Source organism: Streptomyces sp. NPDC060028 (genome assembly GCF_042736725.1).
Taxonomy (GTDB): Bacteria; Actinomycetota; Actinomycetes; order Streptomycetales; family Streptomycetaceae; genus Streptomyces.
The window spans coordinates 44,671-50,670 of sequence record NZ_JBHWVJ010000053.1 but is presented as its reverse complement, the minus strand read 5'-3'; the positions used below and the strand labels follow the sequence as shown (position 1 = coordinate 50,670).

The following is a 6,000-nucleotide window of genomic DNA, read 5'->3' as shown; positions in this document are numbered from 1 at the left end:
CCACTTGGGGGGGGGGGCGCGGGGCGGGTTACCCCCGGTTCGCGGGCCCGGGCGCCATCACCCCCCGCCCCCCCCCCCCGGGGGGCCCGCCACCCTTACCGGGTGGCGGGCCGCACTGCTGCGCTCACTCCTCGCCGGTGTCCGGGCTCCAGACGGCCGGCTCGCCGCTGCGCCACTCGATCAGGAGCGGGTCGTCGAGGCGGACGTCGGGGTCCAGGCCGGCTCGCCGCAGGAACTCCAGAAGGTCGGCGGGGCCGAGGATCTCGCCGTCGCAGCGCACCCGGCGCCCGCCCTCGGCGTCCGGCGGATAGACGACCACACGCAGAGCAGGGCTCATCCCTCCACCCTGCCCCTACCCGCTCACTCCAGCACTCCGAGGGTGACGTGAGGACGGCACTGGGGGCAGCCGGGTACGCCCTCGGCCAGGGCCCGGCGCGCCTCCTCAGTGCTCAGGGCCGAGCAGCGGTTCGCTGTGTCCCAGCAGTCCCCGGGGTGGACGCGGACCGGCAGCCGGCCCGCGCCGACTCCGTGCTTGATCAGCCACGCGGGCGGCTCACGTGGCGGGCGCCGCTGGGCGGCGAAGGCCTGTCCCATCCCGACCGGGGAGGCTCCGTTCGTGCACAAGGTGCTGATGGACGAAGCCGAGGGTTTTCGGCCGCGGTTCAGCGCGTACGACGGCCTGCCGAGCGGCGGACCGGAGACCGGGGTGCTGCTGGAGGCGGCGGACGGCTTGCTGCAGGTGCTGCCGGTCGCGACCCCGTACGGGATGCCGCGCAGATGGCGGCGCCCGCCGGCGTTCGGCTGGCCCGGCCACTGTGGACCTACCGGCTCCACACCCTCAACATCGCGTACGGCTCCGCCCGGGAGGACCTGTTCCTGGGCACGCCCACCCGGTACGTGGACGAACGCGCCCTGCTGCGCTGAAGCTCAGAGATCCCCCGTCAGGGGGCCCGGTTCGGGCAGGGGGCGGGTCGGGTCGTCGTACAGCAGGGCGGGGCCGCTGGCCCAGTGCGCCTCCGGGGCGCCTTCGGCCAGCTGGGCGCGGAGTTCGGCGAGGGCGGCGGGGAGGGCCGCGGGGGTGCGGGCTTCGCGTACCAGGTGGTCGATGCCCTGCTCGAAGTCGGCGTACGACGAGCCCGGGGCGACCGGTTCGCGGCGCCAGAGGACGACCGAGTGGCCGGCGCCGATCAGCTCGTGCAGCATTTCGGAGCTGGGGCCACTGCCGACGAGCACCGGGAGGGTCTCGGGCGGCAGGGTCTGTAGCTCGGCCTGCCGCTGCCCCGGGGGGCGTGCCCTTCGCCGTCCAGCACCACAGGGACCGGCGGGCAGCTGTGGAGCGTGCGCCAGCGCTCGCGGCGTTCCTCGGTCAGCAGGGGGTCGTCGGTGGTCGTCTGGCGGTCGGCCAGGCGGACGATGACCGGGCGCGCGGCGCCAAGTGTGCGGTCGCCCAGCTGCCAGCCGTCGACAGGGATGCCGAACAGATCTGGCTGGACCGCGAGTTGCAGGGGAGCGGGACGGTCGGCCCTGTCGCAGCGGCGGAACGCCTCGGCGAGTGCCAGGGTGAGTGGGCTCTCCGGGTCCGCGATGTCGATGCCCGACATTCTGCCGCTGTCCACTGGGGAAACCCTGGCGTCGCTGTTCGACACAATGCCGACACGCCAGTGGTAGATGTCGTCCCAGCCGGCCGTGAGGATCTCCAAGAGCACCTCGGGCCGCCGCTCGTCGGAGGTTCGCGGCCGGGTGGCATCGTTGCGGGCACGCAGCCGGGACTCGTAGTCCTCAGCGAGGACGCGGCGCACCCCGCGGTTCTGGCCTTCGGCGATGGTCCGGGACCAGTCCCACAGGGCGCGTTCCGCCGCGGTCACCTCGGCGTGCGGCCGGCCAACGGTGGCGGCGTGGACGGCGTACCGCAGCGCCGACTCCAGTTCGCCGGGGGCGTGCTCCAAGCCGTAGATCATGCCGAGGCCGTCCCGCCAGGCCCGGGGCCGGGGAGATTGGCCCGGGACCGCGAAACCATGGACCGCGGTGACGATGTCCTCCAGGACCTCGGGGCCGGCAGGGGGCGGGAGCCGGGCGAGCATCCCGAGCAACTCGGTGCGCCCGCCGGCGGCGAGGGTGTTGCGAACGGTGGTGTCGAGCGCGCTGCGCGCCTCGGTCCAGGTGGCATCGGGGCCGTGGTCGGAGGAGTGGCGGTCGGCGTGGTACAGGTCGTGGGCGGTGAACACCTGCTGATACAGGTCCGCGTACGGGTCGGCGGGGAACGGCAGCCGTCGCAGTTGCTGGACCGGTACGGCAAGAGCGCCGTTCCCTTCCCTGGAGCCCGTGAGTACCCCGATGACCTCGCCGTGGGTCATGTCCACCACCGGGCCGCCGGACATGCCCGGCGGGAGTTCGGTCGCATGGGTCAGCCTCAGCAGTTGTTCGCCGTCCGGTCCTTGGAGCCCGCCGTCGAGGGTGCCGCCGTGGAATCCGCGGAACAGAGCCTCTCCGTACTCCGCGCTCCAGCCGAACCACGCCGTGTCCCGGCCGGGGACGTAGCTGCCGGGGGGCCGTTCGGTGAGCGAGACACAGGGGTGGTCGACGGGGTCGAGCACCCGGATCAGCGCCATGTCGGGCGTCGACCGGCTGGGGGTCCAAGGGCGGCGATCGGAGCTGGGCCACTCGACGACGCCGCTGATCAGCCGGTCGCCGAAGCCGATCCGCACCCTGCGCGGCCCGTCGCCCGGCAGGCCGGCGGCTCCGGCCAGGGCGACGTGGGCGCTGGTCAGCACCCAGCCGGGCGAGACGAAGAAGCCACTGCCCATGAACCGGTTCCCGATCCGGTCACTGTGGACACGGACGGTCGCCGCCGCCACGAGTGCGTGGATCAACTCCAGGGGATCCCGGCGGTCGTCCAGTACCAGGGTGCTTCGCGCGGAGGCTTCCCGGGCGCCGTCCGGCCCAGGGCCGTGTCGTGCGGTGAGCGGCTGGACCGGCGGCGCCGTCGGCCGGTCGCCGGTCTCCGGTGCGTCCGCTGCCTCGGCCAGCGCCTGCGCCAAGGCCTTGTACTCCCCGCCGACCCCGGCCAGTACCTTCGCGGCGACCCGGGCGAAGGGCTGGCTGTTCGCCGGGAGTTGTCGGCCGTCGGGGACGCCTTGGGCCGGGACGAGAGCCCGGAAGTCGAGCGTGCCGCCGAGGCGTCGGGCGACCCGGCCGGAGACACGGCTGACGACGTCCAGAGCCCGCAGCGACTCACGGCGGGTCAGGGTGTCCAGCAGCGCCTCGCGGACGCCGGGCCGGAACTCGTACAGCGTCAGGTCCGGATCGCCGCCGGAACCGGGCTGGGCCTGGGCTTGGACCAGCAGCCCGGACAGGAAGAACTCGGCGAGGTGGGTGCTGCCGGACCGGGGCATCATGGCCCGTTGGACCGAGTGCATCACGGGGAGCACGAGGGGTACGGCCGCCAGGTAGCCGGCCAGCTCGAACGCGCCGGGCGACGCCTCGCCGCGGAAGCGCTCGACGAGCGTTGCGGGGTCGGTGGCCGTAGGCCCGCGGTCCGCGGCCGGAGGCGGTTCGGCACCGACCGGAAGGGCCATCATCGGGGTCCAGTCACCCGCGTTCCCCGCCACCAGCCGGGCCCAGGGTGCGAGCCAGTCCGGTCCCAGTTCCAGAACAGGCACCCAGCGCTGCCGCCGGGTCGGCCCCTGGTACGCCCGGCGGTGCGGCGTCTGCGGGCGGAACAGTGCGGTGGCCAGTCCGCGCGCGCCGGAGCGGGCGAGGACGGGCTCCGGAACGAGGCCCGTTCGGTGCCACAGGCTGCGCGGCAGGACCTGCAGGACGGCCACGGGTCGGGTACGCGACCGACCGTGTCGGCCAGGTCGGCGAGGTTGTCCAGAAGGGGCTGGAAGCACGTGATCTCGTTCGTCTTGTCTCCGACGTCCAGCTGGGCGAGGACCAGACGGCTGGTGTGGTCGAGTGCGGCCAGCAAGTGGATCTTGCGGCCGTCGGCTCTGGCGGCGCCGCGCAGGCTCTTGCCGTCCACCGCCACTGCCCGGCGAGTCTTCGGGCCGGGCTGAGTGCGGCGATCGGCCAGCCAGGCGCCGACCGCCCGGTCAAGCGCATCGGCATCAAGGCGGGCCAGGGTGCGGCGGATCGTTGTCTCGCACGGCACCGGCCGGATGCCGGTCAACGGGCAGCGACGGGCGCCGATGCGGTCCAGGACCGCCGATGGCGCATCGGCAGCCCACTCGCTGATGGCCAGGAGCGAGGTCGCGCCGGTCAGCACGGCGCAGGCGGCCAGCGCCAGCACATACACCAGGCCGTGGCGCACACCGCGGGGCTTGCGCGGATCGGGGACAGCGGCCAACCGGGTCAGCAGCCCGGGCAGTTCGTGTTCCGCGGCATCGAGCTGGTCACGGAGTTGGTCAAGGACGGGCGGGATCGGAGAGGATACGACGGCAGGCACGGACTTTCGTAGGGATCACTGGACTCGACACCCACATGATCTTGGAAGCTCGCGCCTGTCCTGCGTCCGGGCCACCGCCGGCACACATCGTGAAAACCCACTCAAGCCGCGACTACGCCGAAGCCCTGACCCGAGAAGTGCCTCCGGCTGGAGCAGGAATAAGGACCTCGACAGTCCTCATTCTTGCTGGTCAGAGGCACTTTTTGCTTATCTGATCACCCGTCGGGCAGCCCACTTCGTGAAAGCCCGAGGCTAAAAATCAGGAGACGCATCTCTGTAAACATCGGACTCCTGTCACATCTGGCCTGAATCCAACTCTACCGAGCACCCCTCCCTTGCCCTAGCCTTGCGCTCTAAGGAAAACATATATGAGAGGGTCGAAAGCCATGCTTCTTTCGGATCGAATAAAAACACCTGCAGCGAGACGCCTTGGCTTCCTTTGTTCAGCAGCGGCAATGGTTCTGGCATCAGCGGTGGCATTGCCCGGTACCGCCCATGCGGCAGGAGGATACAACGGCGAGTGCGGTAGCGGGTACAAGCTCATTGACACCCTGTGGACCGGAGGTATTTTCAAGGTTTATCTGACTTACTCGGCCGCGACCGGCAACAACTGCGTTGTCACGATTCGCGCAAGTGTCGGATCTCCGGCCCCCATGAATGCCTGGATCCAGCGATCGAACGACGGATCTTCTTACAGGGATGATCCCGGCCAGTTCACCAACTACGCCGGGCCGGTATACCTCCACGCCAAGGGCTCGTGTATCGACTGGGGCGGTGAATTCAACGGCGGTGATGCGGAGCAATTCTATTCTCATTGCAAATAGAACGCCTACCAAACAGCCGCAGGAGCGCACATGCATGTAGGCGGGGGAGCGCATAGAGCGACCCTGATTACAAAACATCCTTGTACAGGCATCCAAAACTCGGCACAAGGAGATTAGAATGAGGCTCGGATCGAAGATCACGAAAGCCATCCAGTCGAATACCAGAAGGCGACTGTCTGCGCTCGGCGTAGCCTTGGGTTTAGCTGGTGCCTCCGTCATCGCAATGCCGGGTACGGCGTCGGCCGCAGCTGCTTATAACGGGGCATGTGGGTCCGGATACAAGGTGGTTCGCCAGATGGATGTAGGAAGCGGTGCGAGAGCCTACCTCACTTATTCGAATGCAACCGGATACAACTGCTCCGTAACCATTCGAAATGCAACAGGCCCTGCGGAGCTGACGCAGACGTCGCTGATGCGTACTGGGGATTCCGCGTCATGGACCTCTGATATCGGAAATTACACCTCCTATGCCGGTCCGTCCTACCTTTACGCAAAAGGTTCATGCATAGACTGGAGCGGGTTCTTCCGAATAGAGGTTCGGGAGCAAGGGGTCGCGTGCGGCTAAGGGCTCGTAACACGATCATGACGCGTTCGTCTCCCTCGCCTGCAGCCTCATCTGCTGGCGACGCCTCAACAAGCCCGACTCATGATCCTGTTACGAGCTCTTATGCCCTGGATGTGCAGGTGCTCGGCGAACCGCACGCTCGTATATTGCGACCCGGCATCGCTGTG

5 protein-coding genes and 2 pseudogenes are annotated in these 6,000 nt (G+C 69.4%); 2 read left to right on the top strand and 5 right to left on the bottom strand.

What is annotated here, in order from left to right; genetic code table 11:
• Positions 1-124: 124 nt before the first annotated feature.
• Together ACFWBF_RS24555 and ACFWBF_RS24550 are read right to left on the bottom strand one after the other, a co-directional pair.
• Positions 125-337 carry a hypothetical protein gene (locus tag ACFWBF_RS24555; RefSeq protein WP_385605622.1) on the bottom strand — a complete coding sequence of 71 codons (213 nt, stop codon included), beginning with the start codon at positions 335-337 and terminating at the stop codon, positions 125-127.
• A gap of 23 nt (positions 338-360) precedes the next feature.
• Positions 361-624 carry a DUF6233 domain-containing protein gene (locus ACFWBF_RS24550; RefSeq protein WP_385605620.1) on the bottom strand — a complete coding sequence of 88 codons (264 nt, stop codon included), beginning with the start codon at positions 622-624 and terminating at the stop codon, positions 361-363.
• Positions 625-777: 153 nt separating this feature from the next.
• Between ACFWBF_RS24550 and ACFWBF_RS24545 the strand changes: the two genes are divergently transcribed.
• Positions 778-924 carry a hypothetical protein gene (locus tag ACFWBF_RS24545; RefSeq protein WP_385605619.1) on the top strand — a complete coding sequence of 49 codons (147 nt, stop codon included), beginning with the start codon at positions 778-780 and terminating at the stop codon, positions 922-924.
• A 3-nt stretch (positions 925-927) separates the two neighbouring features.
• On the opposite strand, the gene ACFWBF_RS24540 is transcribed toward ACFWBF_RS24545, so the two are convergent.
• The 3 genes and pseudogenes from ACFWBF_RS24540 to ACFWBF_RS24530 all read right to left on the bottom strand — a co-directional run.
• On the bottom strand, positions 928-1,329 hold the full coding sequence (locus ACFWBF_RS24540) for a hypothetical protein (protein WP_385605630.1): 402 nt from the start codon (positions 1,327-1,329) through the stop codon (positions 928-930).
• A 1,010-nt stretch (positions 1,330-2,339) separates the two neighbouring features.
• Positions 2,340-3,890: pseudogene (locus ACFWBF_RS24535) on the bottom strand (SAV_2336 N-terminal domain-related protein); the annotation flags it as partial.
• 239 nt (positions 3,891-4,129) lie between these two features.
• Positions 4,130-4,294: pseudogene (locus tag ACFWBF_RS24530) on the bottom strand (ISAs1 family transposase); the annotation flags it as partial.
• A 536-nt stretch (positions 4,295-4,830) separates the two neighbouring features.
• Here ACFWBF_RS24530 and ACFWBF_RS24525 point away from each other — a divergent pair.
• Positions 4,831-5,268, top strand: a complete 438-nt coding sequence (locus ACFWBF_RS24525; protein ID WP_385605618.1) for a spore-associated protein A — start codon at positions 4,831-4,833, stop codon at positions 5,266-5,268.
• Positions 5,269-6,000 lie beyond the last annotated feature (732 nt).

What these genes read in the sequence shown, in the direction of transcription:
- ACFWBF_RS24555 (WP_385605622.1), bottom strand. Translation starts at nt 337, where the DNA reads ATGAGCCCTGCTCTGCGTGTGGTCGTCTATCCGCCGGACGCCGAGGGC.
- ACFWBF_RS24545 (WP_385605619.1), top strand. Translation starts at nt 778, where the DNA reads ATGGCGGCGCCCGCCGGCGTTCGGCTGGCCCGGCCACTGTGGACCTAC.
- ACFWBF_RS24525 (WP_385605618.1), top strand. Translation starts at nt 4,831, where the DNA reads ATGCTTCTTTCGGATCGAATAAAAACACCTGCAGCGAGACGCCTTGGC.